The following is a 14,772-nucleotide window of genomic DNA, read 5'->3' as shown; positions in this document are numbered from 1 at the left end:
GTGCCCGCTGTACAAAAGCGTACCAAACTGTACCAGCGTGTACCAATCGCGGGGCGCGTGTCATGCTTATTCCCCCAGATAAACCCGCCAATTGCTAGGGTAATCACCATGACCAGCACAACCCCCGATACTCAGTGGCTACCCGGCCGCCTCCTCCAGCGGGCCCGAGAACGGCATGGGCTCAGCAAGCCCGAGGCCGCGCACGCCGCTGGACTATCAGTATCTTGGTGGCGCCGCCTAGAGTCGGGCTTCACCTACAGGGGCGGCGAGCGCGTGCCTGTCAAAGCCTCGGACGCCGCGCTTATCAAGGCTGCCGCCGGTGTTGGTATCAGCCCCGAGGAGATTCTTAACGCCGCCGGACTGCGCTCCACCCCGGCAGGTAGAGACGGGGCGCACCAGCTGGTGGATAGTCTGCCTGCCCACCTAGTGGACGTCGCGTCCGCCTATATGGCCGGCCTGCTCGACGCTCAGGCTATTCCCCACCCCGTCCATCATGGAGACTAGCCGCGACGGGCGGATCTTCATGTAAATCTTCACGATCGTGTCTACATCATCCTGGCCTAGGAGCCTACCGATCTCGCGGATGGTCGCCCCCTGCTCAGCTAGTCGGGTGATTAGCCAATTCCGGCCATTATGCGGGTGTATACGGGGATCGGCGCCGGCTCGGTCCACAGCGCGGGCGAGGACACTACGAAACGACGTATCATGCACTGCCCCGCCCCTGGCGGTGGTGCTCAGCAGGTCGAGCTCGGCCCGCCCGGTTGGGGTCGGCACCGTCACACGGCGCGCTCGGCACGCCTGCCTGATAATCGTCGGGGCGTCGGCCTGCATGATAGGGACGGTTCGGTACCCGGCCCGAGTTTTCGGCGGCAGTAGATGCATATCGTAGTGTCCATCCTCGGCGCGTAGGCGCTGAAGATTCTGCCTCACCTCCACCTGCACCGGCGGTAGGTAGGGCGCCGGGGCGTCGCCGATGTGCACGTCCCGTGCCTCCAGGGCTAGCGCTTCCCCGATCCGTAGCCCGTGGTGCAGAGTCAGTACACCGATAGCGCGGTGCCGGCTGGGCAGGGCCTCGATGATCGCCGCGAGCTCCCCATCCGTCGGCAGGTATTTTTCTTTAGTCTGCACCCGCTTGGTCGCCTCCCTCACCTGGCAGGGGTTGCTCGCGATAAGTCCCCGGTCAACAGCGGCGGATAGCGCGGCCTTCAACCGCCCATACGCGTGCCTATTCGTCGTCGCCATTCCCGGATAGCAGGCCTGCACGCCATCCCACCAGGCCTGCACCACCTGCGGAGTGATGTCCGGGAGTCTCATATCGGCTAGGCGCGTAACCCTAGGATCGTCCGCCCCGGCCCCGTAGGGGGCGAGCACTCGGTTCTTCAGCACTCGGTCGTACTGCTGGAGTGTGGATTCTTTCGGGGGCTGCGGGCGGTTTTTCAGCAGGGCCCGGTGGTGGTCGAGCCACTGGCGCAGCGTGGTGTGGTCGAGCTGGGCGCGGGCGGCGCGTACCGCTGGCGGCTCCCAGGCGTCGAGTTCTATGAGTCGGCGCTCCTCGGCTAGCCATAGCTCGGCGTCGGTGCGTGCGGCGTAGCTGCGACCGGGTGTGTATCGGTGCCCGTCGGGACCGAGGTAGCTCGGGTAATACCGGCGTTTTTTGGTCTGTATTTTTCCCCACGTGCGGCGCATGGTGAGTGTTCCCCTTATGTTCCCCCGGCGCGGGGGTTGATGTAGACGTGTCAGTGTGATTCAGCGTGTCTCACACTGTACCAGCGTGTACTGCTCCCCCGAGCGTGAAACGTGATATTTGGTTAGTTTTCCCAGCTAGAGGCTACTTTTTGGGCTGTAGTGGCGGAGACGGCGGGATTTGAACCCGCGGTGAGTTTCCCCACGCTGGTTTTCAAGACCAGTGCATTCGGCCGCTCTGCCACGTCTCCATCTGCCGCCCGCAGGCGACATGCTCACCTTACCCGAGCGGGTCTCCGCTCAGGTAAAGCGGGGCCTTTCCTGCGGATTCTCTACCTGCGGAAGCTGCGGAAGTTTCGGTACCGTGGAAGGGCATGAAGGCAATCATTCAAAAAGATCCGGATACCCCACGCTCGCTCGAGCTCGCCGAGGTGGACCAGCCCGAGCTGCAGCCCGGCGAGGTGCTGCTCAAGGTCCACTACGCCGGCGTGAACCGCGCCGATATCCTGCAGACGCAGGGCAACTACCCGCCGCCGCCGGGCGCGTCGGAGCTGCTCGGCCTAGAGTGCGCCGGCACCATCGCAGACGCGGGCGACACCGATTTTGAGGTCGGCCAGGAATTCGCCGCGCTGCTCGCCGGCGGCGCCTACGCGGAATACGTCGCGGTGCCGGCCGGTCAGCTGCTGCCCATCCCGGAAGGCTACAGCCTGGAGCACGCGGCCTCGGTCGTCGAGGTCGCGTGCACGGTGTGGTCGAATATCGCCATGGAGGCCGGCCTGCACGAGGGCCAGACCATCCTGATCCACGGCGGCGGGGGCGGAATCGGCACCTTCGCCATCCAGGTCGCCAAGGCGCTCGGCGCCAAGGTGGCGGTCACCGCCGGTTCGGCGGAGAAGCTAGAGGCCTGCCGGAAGCTCGGCGCGGATATCCTCATCAACTACCACGAGCAGGACTTCGCCGAGGAGCTCAAGAACTCCTGTGACGTCATCCTGGACATCATCGGGGCGAAGTACCTGAAGCAAAACATGAAGGCCCTGACCAAGGACGGCCACATGGTCACCATCGGCCTGCAGGGCGGGACCAAGGAAGAGCTGAACATGGGCATCCTGGTGGCCAAGCGCCTGACCCTGCAGGGCACGACGCTGCGCGCGCGTTCCCTGGAGGACAAGGCGGCCATCGTGCGGGATACCGTGGACAACGTCTGGCCGTGGCTGGCGGACGGCACGGTGCGCCACCACTGGCACGCCACCTACCCGCTATCCCAAGCTGCCGAGGCCCACGCGGCCCTGGATTCCGGCGAGGTCACCGGCACGCTGGTGCTGGAAGTCGCGGACTAATCAGGCCAGCGAGGCCACCACGCGGGTCAGGTGCTCCACGTCGCAGGCCGTGTTGAACGGCCCCAGGGCGACGGTGACGGCGCCGCCGATCTCGTCCGCGCCCATCTCACTCAGCAGCGGGGTGGACGGGGCCAGCGTGGTCACCAGGCGATTATCAAAGAGCCGCTGGTGGACGGTCTCCGCGGGTACGCCGTTGACGGCGAAGCTCAGGCGCGGGAGGCGATCCTCCTTCGCGCCCGCGGCGGCTTCCCCGGTAACGCCCAGGATGTGGACGGCGGGCAGGGTGCCGAGGAACTGGTAGAGATCGTCGCGTAGCCCGTTCAGGTAGGGCTCGAGCAGCTGCATCGAGGCAATTAGGCGGCGCCGGCGCGATCCGCGGCCAGCCGCCTCCCCACCCAGGGCGGCGAAGTGATCAATGAGCGGGCTGACCCCGCCGGCCAGGCCCGTGGACACGGGGGTCTCCAGCTTGGCCGCGCCGTGACGGCCGGGGCTCAGCGCGTCGATCCGCTTGAACATGCGGGTGTCCCGGAAGACCAGGGCGGCGACCTGCGGACCGCCGAGCTTGCCTAGGTCGACGCCCAGGATGTCGGCGCCAAGCGCGTCGATATCCACCGGCCGGTAGCCCGCCGTGGCGGAGATATCCACCAGAGTCCAGGCCCGCGATCGGGTGTTGACCGTGTCGATGATTTCTTCCACCGGGGCCACCGTGCCCAGCAGCTCGTGGCCGGCGGCCAGGGAGACCAGGCGGGTCGAGCCGTCGACAAGATCGGCAAACTGGAAGGCCGGCATCTCCCCGGTCCCCAGGTCCGGCTGCGCCCAGCGCACCTGCGCGTCGACCTCCGTGAAGGCCGAGTAGAGCTCCGGCGGGTCCAGCTTGGACAGCACGACGGAGGAATTAGCGCGCAGCAACGGCGCGATCGCCCGCGCCAGCGCCTGGTAGAGCACCGGCAGGTTGGCGCCCAGCACCACGCGGTCGGCGGTAGCGCCCACCAGGTCCGCCACGGCGGTGCGCGCGGAGTCGATATAGTACTGCCCCTCCAGGCGGCCGGGCTGCGGCGCCGCCGAGTGCGTGCCGGAGGGGATGTCCTGATCCGCCACCAAGGCGGAGGTGCGGAAAGCACGGGATACGCCCGCGATCACCTTTTCCGGGATTTGCGGCACGTCGTGTGCATTGAGATACGTCCAACCGCCCGACAAGCCGGTATATAGGCCGCGCACACTGGCGACATCGTACCGTGTGACCATGCGGTTCGAACCCTCCTTGGGTGGTTGTTCCGGGCGCAGCTGCGCGCCTTATGCCACCCCACTTTATACGCCACTTCACCACAATACTGAAATGCCCAGGAATGGCTAATGCGCTTTGTCATTAGGTATATATTCACCGCCTTTATACCGCCATTAGCAGCACTGTTAGCGACGACCAAGGCGTGCGGAACCGGCCGCTAATTTAGCCAGTTGTGCGTTAACTCTCGGCCGGCAAGACCCACTTTTGCCCTTCAGCGCGATAGGGTATTTCACGTGCAAGACGAAAATAAACTGCAGGAAGACGTAGCGCGCATGACGGCTACTCCGGACGGCGGCGCCGCCCCGGAGTCGAAGTCCATGACGTTCAGCGCCGCTTTCGGAGACCTCATCCAAGGCGCCAAGCAGCGCGAACTGTGGTTCATGTTGGGCCTGCAGGACATCAAGCAGCGCTACCGCCGCTCGGTGCTGGGCCCGCTGTGGATCACCATCGCCACGGGCGTGATGGCCGCGGCGCTCGGCCTTTTGTACTCCATGCTGTTCCAGATCCCGGTCGCGGAGTTCCTCCCCCACGTCACCGTGGGCCTTATCATGTGGAACTTCATCTCCGGGGCCATCAAAGAAGGCTCCACCATCTTCATCGACAACGAGGGGCTCATCAAGCAGCTGCCCGCCCCGCTGTCGGTGCACGTCTACCGCCTGGTCTGGCGGCAGACGCTGTTTCTGGGCCACAACATGATCATCTGGCTGCTGCTCATCCTCATCTTCCCCCGCCACCTGGGCTGGGAGTTCTTCCTGTTCATCCCAGGCCTGTTCTTGCTGCTGGTCAACGGCGTGTGGGTAGCGATGTTCTTCGGCATTATCGCCACCCGCTTCCGCGACGTGGCTCCGCTGCTGGAGGCGCTGACCCAGCTGCTGTTCTACGTCACGCCGATCGTCTGGATGACCAACACCCTGAAGGAGCAGGGCGGCGCCGTGGCGGACCGCGCCCGCATCGCGGAGATCAACCCGCTGTACCACTACCTGGAGGTCGTGCGCGCCCCGATGATCGGTGAGCCGGTGGCCGCCTACCACTGGTGGATCGTCATCGCCTGCACTATCGCCGGCCTGTTCATCGCCGGTCTGGCCATGCGCAAGTGGCGCTTCCGCGTGAGCTACTGGGTCTAGAAGGAGCACCAAAATGGTTTCTATCGATACTTACAACGCCTGCGTGGACTTCCCCATCTTCGACGCGAAGTCCCGCTCCTTAAAGAAGGCAGTGCTCTCCTCCGCCGGCGGCGCCATCGGCAAGAACTCGGACAACACCGTGGTGGTCGAGGCCTTAAAGGACATCAACCTGCACCTGCGGGAGGGCGACCGCGTCGGCCTCGTCGGCCACAACGGCGCCGGCAAGTCCACGCTGCTGCGCCTTTTGTCCGGCATCTACGAGCCCACCCGGGGCTCTTCCGACGTGCGCGGCCTTGTCGCCCCCGTCTTCGACCTGGGCGTGGGCATGGACCCGGAGGTCTCCGGCTACGACAACATCATCATCCGCGGCCTGTTTTTGGGCCAGACCATCAAGCAGATGAAAAAGAAGATGGACGAGATCGCGGAGTTCTCCGAGCTGGGCGACTACCTGTCCATGCCGCTGCGCACCTATTCCACCGGCATGCGCGTGCGCCTCGCCCTGGGCGTGGTCACCTCCATCGAGCCGGAAATCCTCCTGCTGGACGAGGGCATCGGCGCCGTCGATGCCGCCTTCATGGCCAAGGCGCGTGTCCGCTTGGAGGAGCTGGTCAAGCGCTCCGGCATCCTGGTCTTCGCGTCCCACTCCAACGACTTCTTGGCGCAGCTGTGCAACACAGCCCTGTGGATCGACCACGGCGAGATCCGCTCGGCCGGCGAGGTCGCCGACGTGGTAGCCGACTACGAGGGCCCCGAGGTGGGCGAATACGTCCGCGACCTGCGCAAGCGCTTCGAAAACGAGGACGCACAATCCTAGTTCCGCTGGGTGTCAGTAGCCGGGCCGGCACCCCGCCGGTGGCACAATAGAGCGCATGACTGCCACCTTGCATTCCTCCGGCACCACCGCCGCCGTCATCGTCACCCACCAGCGCGCCGAGCTACTGCGCCTATCGCTGGATCAGGTGGTCAACCAGACCCACCCGGTCGACTGGGTGATCGTGGTGGACAACGGCGCGGAAGACGCCGTGCGCGACTCCCTCGAGGAACTGGCGGGCGAGCGCGCGGTCTACGTGCCTTCGGAGACCAACCTGGGCGGGGCCGGCGGCTTCGCGCTGGGCTTTTTGACCGCGCTGTCCCTGGGCGCGGACGCCATCTGGTGCGCCGACGACGACGGCCGCCCGGCCGACCACTCCGTGCTGGAAACGCTCTACCGCGTGGCCGAGGCCCACCACCTGGCGGAAGTCTCCCCGGCGGTCTGCAATATCGACGACCCGCAGCGCCTGGCTTTCCCGCTGCGCCAGGGCCTGGTCTGGCGCCGCCGCCTGGACGAGCTGGAGGGCGACTTTTTGCCCGGCATCGCCAGCCTGTTCAACGGCGCGCTGATTTCCGCCAAGGCGATGGAGGTCATCGGCGTGCCGGACTACCGCCTGTTCATCCGCGGCGACGAGGTCGAGTACCACCGCCGGCTGGTCGGCTCGGGCCTGCCCTTCGGCACCGCCCTGACCTGCGCCTACCTGCACCCGGACGGCTCGGACGAGTTCAAGCCGATTCTGGGCGGGCGGATGCACACCCAGTACCCGGAAGGCGAGTTCAAGCGCTTTTTCACCTACCGCAACCGCGGCTACCTGCTGTGGCAGCGCGGCATGCGCAAGCTGCTGCCGCAGGAATTCGCCCGCTTCGGCTGGTTCTTCCTCATCCAGCGCCGCGACCCGGCCGGCTTCATCGAGTGGCTCAAGCTGCACAACCGTGGCCGCACCGAGGACTTCCGCCGGCCCAAGAATTAGCGTTTAAGCTCCTAGTAGCTAGCGCCTAGTCCACCTCGAAGCTTTTGCGCGTGGAGCGGAAGATGATCCAGCGCTGGACCCAGAAGTTCACGAAGGTGGCCAGGCCCTGGGAGACGGCGTAGGCCACCACCAGCGCCGGGGTGGAAGGCCACTCCAGGCGGTGGTCGAGGAAACCAAAACCCCAGCGGTAGAGCGTGATGTTGACCAGGAAGGTCAGCGCGTAGGTGGCGGCCACCGCCAGCAGCCGCCGCAGGCTGGGCCGCGCGTTGAACGTCCACTTGCGGTTGAGCAGGTAGGCCGTGAGCGTTCCCGCGACGAAGCCGACGGACCGCGCCCCGGTCTCCCCCAGCACGCCGAGGGCGATCTGCAGCAGCCAGGTAATCCCCAGGTCCACGACCGCGGAGATGCCGCCGGTGATAAGAAACTTGGCGGACTGAGCGCGCAGCGAGTTCGACTCGGACAGCCTGCCCGCCATCGTCGATAAGTCTGCCTGCTCAGCCACTGTGTTCTCCGCCGCTTTCCTATTTAAAGACGAATACTCGCTGGACGACGAAGTTGGTCACCGTCGCCACGCCCTGGGCGATGACGAAGGCCACGGTGTTTTTGACCGCGCCGTCCAGCCCCAGCGCCATCAGCGGCGAGTTGAGCAGCCAGAACAGCAGGTTTTGCACCGCGAAGGTGCAGCCGTAGAGCACCGCCACCGTCGCGGCGGTGCGGCCGGTCACCTGCGCGCCGAAGGTCCAGCGCGCGTTCGCCATGTAGGCGGCGATGGTGCCGAAGACCCAGCCGATGGCCTTGGCCGCGGAGCGGTGCAGGCCGAGCGCGATCAGCACCATGGTCAGCCCGTAGTCCAAGGCAGCGGTGAAAACGCCCACCGCGATGAAGCGCCCCAGCTGCTGTTTCAGGGATCCGCGTTGGACTTCGGTGTTCTCCGGCATGTCATTCACGGCTCACTAGCCTACCGCCTGCAGCCCCGCCCCTTAGGGATCAGCGCCGCAACAGGGCGCGGTAGATATCCAGGCGCTCAACCGGGGAAGCCTTCTGCTCCCCCAGCCCGCCAATCTCCGCCAGGGCGCTCAGCGAGGCCTCGCAGACGTGGCGGGCCTGGTCGGCGGCGAGCTCAGAGCCGTCGTCATCAACCCAGCCCAGGGCATGCATGGTGGTTTCAATGACGCTGTCGGTGACCTCGGGCCCGGACAGGCAGGTCAGGCCCAGCACCGTGGACCAAAAAGCGTCCTTGCCCTGGGAGGTGACTTCCCGCGGCAGACTAGCCAGCACCCGCTGCGCCTGCGGGCTGATGTCCACCTCGCGCTCCAAGTCGAGCGCCTGCAGCAGCGGTACGAAATCATAAAGCCGAGTGCGCTCGACTATGCGGCGGACCTCCCCGTTGACCAGCTCTAAGACCTCGTCGATGGTGTCCTGACCGGTCAGCGCCGCATTAACCGCGGTCAGGTTGAAACTCGAGCCCGGGAAGGAACCCGATCCGCCCACGCACAGCGCCCGGGGCGAGCCCGCGTCGCGCGGGTAGATATCGGCGACCACCAGGGAAAAGTCCCACAGCCCCCAGGTGTAGTCCACCTGCGAGCCCACGCGCCACAGGAACTCCGAGACCTGGTGGGTGGGATCGATACGCTTGCCGCGGGCGTCGTGGTGCTCGAAGAAGTGCCAGGGCGAGTCCTCGTCCGGCAGGTCGAAGCAGACGGTGAGGACGTCGTGCAGGTCGTGGAAGGACAGAGCGTCGTTCAGCCCGATCTGGCGGTGGACCTCCGCGTCGGCGCGCACGTTGGAGACCTGGCAGATGACCGTCAGCGGCTCGCGCGCAAGGCGCACCAGCTGATCCCCGCGGCCGCGGGCGGCGCGGATATCGGTGACGCTGGCCATCTCTGACATAGGCCCCAGCGTAGCGCTTTCGCCGCTCGCTAACCGTTGCCCCAGTTGAGACGGACCTTAATCCGCGCGGCGGGCGATCTCCCGGGCCTCCGCCTCGCTGACCACGAAGGTCAACCCCGCCCCGATGGCCCCCAGCAGCGTCCACGGCTTGGTGACCCCGCGCTTGCGCAGCCAGCCGGCCGCCCGGCGGGTGACCGCGATGTCCAGCGCCGCGCCGAGGGCAAAGACCGCCACGCCGGCCACGATGGACCACGCCGGCAGGGTCGGGGCATCGTCCGGGACCTGGCCGAATTCCTCGTCGTCTTCGTCCTGGGCGTTCAGATAGCCCACCAGGCCCAAAAAGCCGGCGGCGGACAGGGCGTAGGCGCCGATGAGCACGGTGCGGTTTTTGATCCAGTCCGGGTAAGCAGTCACCGCGCCGATGATCGCCGATTGGGCGATCCTCCCGGCGAGAGTGTCATCCAGGGCGTAGTTGTCAGTGTTGTCAGTATTGTCTGCGTCGTCGGCGCGGACCGTGGTGGCGGTCCGATCGCGGTCGGTAGAAGTCATGACACCACTGTAGGCAGGGCTAGAATTGGGCGCATGTATTCTTCGGATCCGCAACACCTCACCCCGGCACAGCAGGCGGCGAAAGACCAGACCCACGAGGACGACCACCGCCACGGCCACTTTCTGGCCACCGAGCACACCAACCTTCCCTTCGACGGGTTCATGACGCGGCTGATGGCCGAGGAGCTGCCGATGTTGGACTCGGCCTCCCGCACCCGGGTCATGGAACTCATCAAGGCCTACGACGGCCCGGTGATCTGCTCCCAGGAGGAGCTTCCCGCCGAGATCCGCGAACTCATGGATCTCTAGGCTTTGTTCCCGAAAAGTTAGAAACCGGGCACAAATAATACGGTTGTACTGCCCGTTTTGTTCCGAATATCACGAACTCGCCGCGCTGGCTTTCACACCTATACCGATCGGCACTAGGTAGGCTAGGGCATTGAACTATCCGTCAAGCAAAGAGTTGAAAGATGGAATTACACACCACTGAGAAGTCTCTCCACGGCTGGGGCCGCACCGCGCCGACCACCGCGCACGTGCTGTCCACCCCGGATGTAGATGTCATCAAGAACGCGGTCGCACAGGTTGCGGACGCCAACGCCGACGCCCCGCAGCACCTGCGCCGCGGCGTCATCGCCCGCGGCATGGGCCGCTCCTACGGCGACCCGGCCCAAAACGGTGGCGGCCTCGTCATCGACATGCAGGCACTGAACCAGATCCATTCCATCGATCCTGACAGCGCCATCGTGGACGTCGACGGCGGCGTCACCCTGGACCAGCTGATGAAGGCCGCCCTGCCGTTCGGCCTGTGGGTCCCGGTCCTGCCCGGCACCCGCCAGGTGACCATCGGCGGCGCCATCGGCCCGGACATCCACGGCAAGAACCACCACTCCGCCGGCTCCTTCGGCGACCACGTGGTCTCCATGGAGCTGCTGGTGGCCGACGGCCGCGTGCTCCACCTGGAGCCGGAGGGCAGCTCCGATGACCCGGACGGCACCCTGTTCTGGGCCACCGTCGGCGGAATGGGCCTGACCGGCATCATCCTGCGCGCGCAGATCCGCATGACCAAGACGGAGACCGCCTACTTCATCGCGGACACGGACCGCACCGAGAACCTGGAAGAGACCATCGCCTTCCACTCGGACGGCTCGGAGAAGAACTACACCTACTCCTCCGCCTGGTTCGACGTCATCTCCCCGGAGCCGAAGCTGGGCCGCTCCACCATCTCCCGCGGCAGCCTGGCCACGCTGGACCAGCTCAAGGAGTTTGCGCCGAAGCTGGCGCAGGATCCGCTGAAGTTCAACGCGCCGCAGCTGATGACCGTGCCGGACATCTTCCCGTCCTGGACCATGAACAAGCTGACGCTGTCCGCCATCGGTGAGGCCTACTACCTGATGGGCGCTCCCGCCCGGAACCAGGTCAAGAACCTCACGCAGTTCTACCAGCCGCTGGATCTCATCGGCGAATGGAACCGCGGCTACGGCTCCAAGGGCTTTTTGCAGTACCAGTTCGTGGTCCCCATGGACGCGGTCGAGCCGTTCAAGGAGATCATCCGGGACATGCAGCGTTCCGGCCACTACTCCGCGCTGAACGTCTTCAAGCTCTTCGGCGAAGGCAACCGCGCGCCGCTGTCCTACCCGATGCCGGGCTGGAACGTCTGCGTGGACTTCCCCATCCGCGAGGGCCTGGGCTCCTTCCTGGACGACCTGGACCGCCGCGTCATGGAATTCGGCGGCCGCCTCTACCTGGCCAAGGAGTCGCGTACCTCGGCGGAGAACTTCCACCGCATGTACCCCGGCCTGGAGGGCTGGCTGAAAACCCGCAACGAAATCGACCCCACCGGCGTCTTTGCCTCCGATATGTCGCGGCGCCTCGAGCTGCACTAAGAAAGGACACTCATGCTTAACGCAGTAGGCCAAGCACAACACATTCTCCTTCTCGGCGGCACCAGCGAAATCGGCCTGGGCATCGTCGAAGAGTTCCTGGACCGCGGCCCGGCCAAGGTCACCCTGGCCGCCCGCCCGGGCTCCCAGCACCTGGAGGCCGCCCGCGCTCAGCTGGCCCACAAGGGCGCGGACGTGGAGGTCATCGAATTCGACGCCACCGACTTCGACTCCCACCCGGCGGTTATCGATGCCGCCTTCGCCCGCGGCGACGTCGACGTCGCCATCGTTTCCTTCGGCACCCTAGGCGATCAGGAACAGCTGTGGCAGGACCAGACCAAGGCCGTGGCTTCTGCCCAGGTCAACTACACCGCGCCGGTCTCCGTCGGCGTGCTGCTGGGCCAGCGGCTCAAGGCGCAGGGCCACGGCACCATCGTGGCGCTGTCCTCGGTGGCCGGCATGCGCGTGCGCCGCTCCAACTTCGTCTACGGCGCCTCCAAGGCCGGCCTGGACGGCTTCTACGTCAACCTGGGCGAGGCCCTGCGCGGTGACGGCGTCAACGTGCTGGTGGTCCGCCCCGGCCAGGTCCGCACCCGCATGTCCGCCGAAGCTGGCGATGCCCCGCTAACCGTCAACGTCTCCGACGTCGCGAAGGACACCGTGCAGGCGGTCCTCGACGGCAAGCAGTCCATCTTCGTCCACCCGCTGTTCAAGTACGTGAGCTTGGCCTTCAAGTTCATCCCGCAGCCGGTTTTCCGGAAGCTGCCGTTCTAAATCGGTTCGCCGGTTGAGTCATAGGCCCCGGAGCTTTCGTTCCGGGGCAGCTGGCGGCACTCCTGCTGCTCGGCATCGCCGAACCGGCTGACGTAGAGGCCCGCATCGCGCTGGGCCTCTTTTTCTGTCTGCCCGTTGCCAACCACCGAGCCCGCAACGCGCGTGTCCCCGGCCGCGCCCCGGCCTTGCACCGCGCATTCGACGGTCACACCCACCTTCTGGGCGGGCACCGACTCCGACTCATCTTCGCCAAAGGACTGGCCGACCACGGGGACGGCGATAGCCACCGACGCGACCGCGCCCGCCGCTGCGACTGCGTATCCTCGCTTCATAGCATCTCCCTAGTTCTGATCACGGTACCCGCGAATCACCGTACCTAAGATCCCTGGCGCTGTATAGCGACATCTGCAGCCCCGGCCAGTATCCCCGTTCGCAGCGTGCGCTATGAGGGACGAGCAGCGCTATATGAGAAACTAGAGAGCATGTCCACTGAGTCCACCGTGACAACTCCTTCCGCACCTGCCTTAGCCCGTCCGCTGTCCCAGTTCGGGGATCACCGCGATGGGCTCGGCCGTGGGCCGGCGCTGCTGGCCATCCTGCTCGCCGCGCTGGGCGGCGGTCTGGTTACCCTGGCCGGCTGGGTAGTATTCCGCTCTGTGTCCCTGCCGGCGTTTTCGACCTCGATGGTCACGCGCGCGCTGGCCACGGTAGGAACTGTCGCCACGCTGGTGGTGGTAGGCGTCCTGCTGTTTTTCTGGATCCGGGACGAGCACTCAGCCGGCCCGCGCCCGCGCTGGCGCGCCTGGCTGACCACCGTCGTGTCCTACCTCTCCCCGGCGCTGCTGGTGCTGTCCTCCATCGGCTTGCCGCTGTCGGCCAGCCGCCTGTGGCTGGCCGGCATCCAGGTCGACCAGGTCTTCCGCACCCAGTTCCTGACACGGATGGCGGATACCGCCACGCACGCGGACATGAACTACCTGGATCTGCCCACCTTCTACCCGATGGGCTGGTTCTGGTTGGGCGGGCGCCTGGCCAACGTGCTGGGCATCCCCGGCTGGGAGGTCTTCCAGCCTTGGGCGCTTATCTCCCTGGCCATGTGCGGCTGCCTGCTGGTGCCGCTGTGGCAGCGCCTGGTCGGCTCCCTGCCCGTCGCCACCGCTATCGCGCTGACCACCACGGCGGTCACGCTCACCATCGGCGCCGAGGAGCCCTACTCCGCCGTCATCGCGATGGGCGTGCCGGCAGCGGCCTTCCTGTGCTCCCGGGCCTTCCACGGCTCCTGGCTGTCCACGCTGGGCCTGGCTCTCTTCCTGGGCGCTTCGGCCTCCTTCTATACTCTCTTCACCGGTGCGATCTCCCTGACCGTAGTCAGCTTCGTGGCAGTGATTACCGCGGTGCTGGAACGTCGCTGGGAGCCCATCGTGCGCCTGGTCTGCATCGGCGTCGGCTCGCTGGCCCTGGCCGCCATCTGCTGGGGCCCGTACGTGCTCGGCGTGTTGCGCTCCGATGTCCCTATCAATTCCACCGCGCAGCACTACCTGCCGGAAGAGGGCACGCAGATCCCGGTGCCCTTCCTGGCCCCGACCATTATCGGGCTGCTCTGCCTGGTCGGCCTGGTGTACCTGTTCCTGCGGAAGGACAACCGCGACATCCGCACCCTGGGCTGGGCCCTCGGCGGCGCCTACCTATGGATCGCGGCATCGATGGTGCTGACCCTACTGGGCAGCACGCTGCTCGGCTTCCGCCTGGAGATCCTCGTGGTCCTCATCATGGCCACCGCCGGCATCCTGGCGCTGGCCGAGCTGCGCATGCACGGCATCGACAAGCTCTGGCCGCAGGGCTTTAGCACCACCACCAACCGCCGCATCACCGCCGCGTTCATGGCCGTGTTAGTGCTGGGCGGGGTCTTTTACGCCCAGCGCATTCCCGAAGAAAACGAGTCCGCCATTGATCACGCCTACACGGACACCGACGGCTACGGCGAGCGCGCCGACCGCTACACCAGCGACTCCTCCGGCCACTACCAGGAGATCCAGCGCTTCCTGGAGGACCACGGGGTAGTGCCCAACGAATCCGTGATGCTCACCGACGAAAAGCTGTTCATGGCCTACCACCCCTACTGGGGCTTTAACGCTTTCACCTCGCACTACGCCAACCCGCTGGGCCAGTTCGACGCCCGCAACGAGCAGATCGAGACCTGGGCCAACGACTCCTGGGGCCAGACCCCGGAGGAATTCCTCGACGCCCTGGACTCGGCCCCCTGGCGCGGGCCGGACGCCATGCTCTTCCGCGGCAGCCTGGAAGACTCCGCCGACGGCTTCAAGACCCACCTGGCCGAGGACATCTACCCGAACCAGCCGAACGTGCGCTACCGGGCCGTCTTCTTCGACTCCGAGGTCTTCGACGAGGCGCACTGGGCGATGGAACAGGTCGGCCCCTTCGTGGTCGCCGTCCGCACGGATTAGC

The 14,772-nt window shown here is 66.0% G+C and carries 16 protein-coding genes and 1 tRNA gene; 9 read left to right on the top strand and 8 right to left on the bottom strand.

Translation table 11 applies throughout. The features are described 5' to 3' along the window. The first annotated feature begins 108 nt into the window (after positions 1-108). Positions 109-504, top strand: coding sequence for a helix-turn-helix domain-containing protein (locus QQS53_RS00290; RefSeq protein WP_472774003.1), 396 nt, complete (start codon positions 109-111; stop codon positions 502-504). Here the strand turns inward: QQS53_RS00290 and QQS53_RS00285 are convergent. Further along, entirely contained in the window at positions 424-1,686 is a 1,263-nt protein-coding gene (locus QQS53_RS00285) for a tyrosine-type recombinase/integrase (RefSeq protein WP_472774002.1), read from the bottom strand. The two genes, QQS53_RS00290 and QQS53_RS00285, sit on opposite strands and share 81 nt — an antisense overlap. A 160-nt stretch (positions 1,687-1,846) precedes the next feature. Next, positions 1,847-1,934 (bottom strand) — tRNA-Ser (locus tag QQS53_RS00280). A gap of 123 nt (positions 1,935-2,057) precedes the next feature. Here QQS53_RS00280 and QQS53_RS00275 point away from each other — a divergent pair. Beyond that, entirely contained in the window at positions 2,058-3,020 is a 963-nt protein-coding gene (locus QQS53_RS00275) for an NAD(P)H-quinone oxidoreductase (protein WP_472774001.1), read from the top strand. On the opposite strand, the gene QQS53_RS00270 is transcribed toward QQS53_RS00275, so the two are convergent. After that, a complete protein-coding gene (locus tag QQS53_RS00270) occupies positions 3,021-4,265 on the bottom strand; it encodes an aminotransferase class V-fold PLP-dependent enzyme (protein ID WP_472774000.1) in 1,245 nt (414 codons plus the stop codon). Positions 4,266-4,577: 312 nt separating this feature from the next. On the opposite strand from QQS53_RS00270, the gene wzm reads away from it, so the two are divergent. From wzm to glfT1, 3 genes are read left to right on the top strand one after another with little or no spacing between them, the layout of a single operon-like run. Beyond that, positions 4,578-5,429 carry a galactan export ABC transporter permease subunit Wzm/RfbD gene (gene wzm / locus QQS53_RS00265; RefSeq protein ID WP_472774491.1) on the top strand — a complete coding sequence of 284 codons (852 nt, stop codon included), beginning with the start codon at positions 4,578-4,580 and terminating at the stop codon, positions 5,427-5,429. Positions 5,430-5,442: 13 nt separating this feature from the next. Then, the gene (gene wzt / locus QQS53_RS00260) at positions 5,443-6,243 is read left to right on the top strand and encodes a galactan export ABC transporter ATP-binding subunit Wzt/RfbE (RefSeq protein ID WP_290224192.1); all 801 of its coding nucleotides are present in this window, start codon (positions 5,443-5,445) and stop codon (positions 6,241-6,243) included. 55 nt (positions 6,244-6,298) lie between these two features. After that, positions 6,299-7,210: a galactofuranosyltransferase GlfT1 gene (glfT1, locus tag QQS53_RS00255; RefSeq protein ID WP_472773999.1), complete on the top strand. Its 912-nt coding sequence runs from the start codon at positions 6,299-6,301 to the stop codon at positions 7,208-7,210. 25 nt (positions 7,211-7,235) lie between these two features. Here glfT1 and QQS53_RS00250 read toward each other — a convergent pair whose 3' ends face one another. The 4 genes from QQS53_RS00250 to QQS53_RS00235 are packed head-to-tail and all read right to left on the bottom strand — an operon-like array spanning position 7,236 to position 9,649. Continuing rightward, a complete protein-coding gene (locus QQS53_RS00250) occupies positions 7,236-7,712 on the bottom strand; it encodes a GtrA family protein (protein ID WP_472773998.1) in 477 nt (158 codons plus the stop codon). 19 nt (positions 7,713-7,731) lie between these two features. Then, entirely contained in the window at positions 7,732-8,148 is a 417-nt protein-coding gene (locus tag QQS53_RS00245) for a GtrA family protein (RefSeq protein ID WP_290226420.1), read from the bottom strand. A gap of 49 nt (positions 8,149-8,197) precedes the next feature. Beyond that, positions 8,198-9,100 carry a hypothetical protein gene (locus QQS53_RS00240; protein ID WP_472773997.1) on the bottom strand — a complete coding sequence of 301 codons (903 nt, stop codon included), beginning with the start codon at positions 9,098-9,100 and terminating at the stop codon, positions 8,198-8,200. A 57-nt stretch (positions 9,101-9,157) separates the two neighbouring features. Continuing rightward, complete coding sequence (locus QQS53_RS00235) at positions 9,158-9,649, bottom strand: hypothetical protein (protein WP_472773996.1); 492 nt, start codon at positions 9,647-9,649, stop codon at positions 9,158-9,160. A gap of 33 nt (positions 9,650-9,682) precedes the next feature. On the opposite strand from QQS53_RS00235, the gene QQS53_RS00230 reads away from it, so the two are divergent. The 3 genes from QQS53_RS00230 to QQS53_RS00220 all read left to right on the top strand — a co-directional run bounded on the left by QQS53_RS00230 (position 9,683) and on the right by QQS53_RS00220 (position 12,306). Further along, positions 9,683-9,958: a hypothetical protein gene (locus QQS53_RS00230; RefSeq protein WP_472773995.1), complete on the top strand. Its 276-nt coding sequence runs from the start codon at positions 9,683-9,685 to the stop codon at positions 9,956-9,958. 161 nt (positions 9,959-10,119) lie between these two features. Further along, positions 10,120-11,535 (top strand): FAD-binding oxidoreductase, encoded by a 1,416-nt coding sequence (locus tag QQS53_RS00225; RefSeq protein ID WP_472773994.1) that lies wholly within the window; start codon positions 10,120-10,122, stop codon positions 11,533-11,535. A 12-nt stretch (positions 11,536-11,547) separates the two neighbouring features. Then, positions 11,548-12,306: a decaprenylphospho-beta-D-erythro-pentofuranosid-2-ulose 2-reductase gene (locus QQS53_RS00220; RefSeq protein ID WP_472773993.1), complete on the top strand. Its 759-nt coding sequence runs from the start codon at positions 11,548-11,550 to the stop codon at positions 12,304-12,306. Here the strand turns inward: QQS53_RS00220 and QQS53_RS00215 are convergent. Further along, a complete protein-coding gene (locus QQS53_RS00215) occupies positions 12,303-12,638 on the bottom strand; it encodes a hypothetical protein (RefSeq protein ID WP_472773992.1) in 336 nt (111 codons plus the stop codon). The two genes, QQS53_RS00220 and QQS53_RS00215, sit on opposite strands and share 4 nt — an antisense overlap. 150 nt (positions 12,639-12,788) lie before the next feature. Between QQS53_RS00215 and QQS53_RS00210 the strand changes: the two genes are divergently transcribed. Next, positions 12,789-14,771: a galactan 5-O-arabinofuranosyltransferase gene (locus tag QQS53_RS00210; RefSeq protein ID WP_472773991.1), complete on the top strand. Its 1,983-nt coding sequence runs from the start codon at positions 12,789-12,791 to the stop codon at positions 14,769-14,771. Position 14,772 lies beyond the last annotated feature (1 nt).

The sequence above is a fragment of the Corynebacterium sp. 2571A genome, from assembly GCF_055700935.1.
This window is presented reverse-complemented; position numbering and strand designations above follow the sequence as displayed.